Genomic DNA, 280 nt, shown 5'->3' with positions numbered 1-280 from the left:
GCGTTGGCCTGCCTGGTTGGCAGCCTGTGCATGCCGCTGCTGCTGTTGCGGTCAACCTGGAGCCAGGGTTGGCGCCCATGGAAGCTGGGGCGGGGCTCCGGCGCAGGACGTGAGCTGCTGGCGCGCATGGCGCCGCTGTTCGGCAGCAATCTGGCCAGCCATGGCCTGGCCTTGCTGGAGCGGATGGTCGCGTCGCTGCTTGGCGAAGGCGCCGTTACCTGGCTGAATCTGGCGCGCAAGCTGATCAATCTGCCGCTGGTCGCTTTGATGAGCCTCAACC

1 protein-coding gene is annotated in these 280 nt (G+C 67.1%); it reads left to right on the top strand.

Annotation, left to right across the window (positions count from 1 at the left end; all coding sequences use genetic code 11):
* Positions 1–30 precede the first annotated feature (30 nt).
* Positions 31–280 (top strand): hypothetical protein (locus tag NDO48_RS29150; RefSeq protein WP_267322906.1); only part of this gene is annotated, 250 nt, incomplete at its 3' end.

The sequence above is a fragment of the Aminobacter sp. MET-1 genome (assembly GCF_026521175.1).
Lineage (GTDB): Bacteria > Pseudomonadota > Alphaproteobacteria > Rhizobiales > Rhizobiaceae > Aminobacter.
The sequence above is the reverse complement of the archived record's forward strand: the minus strand, read 5'-3'. Positions and strand labels throughout refer to the sequence as shown.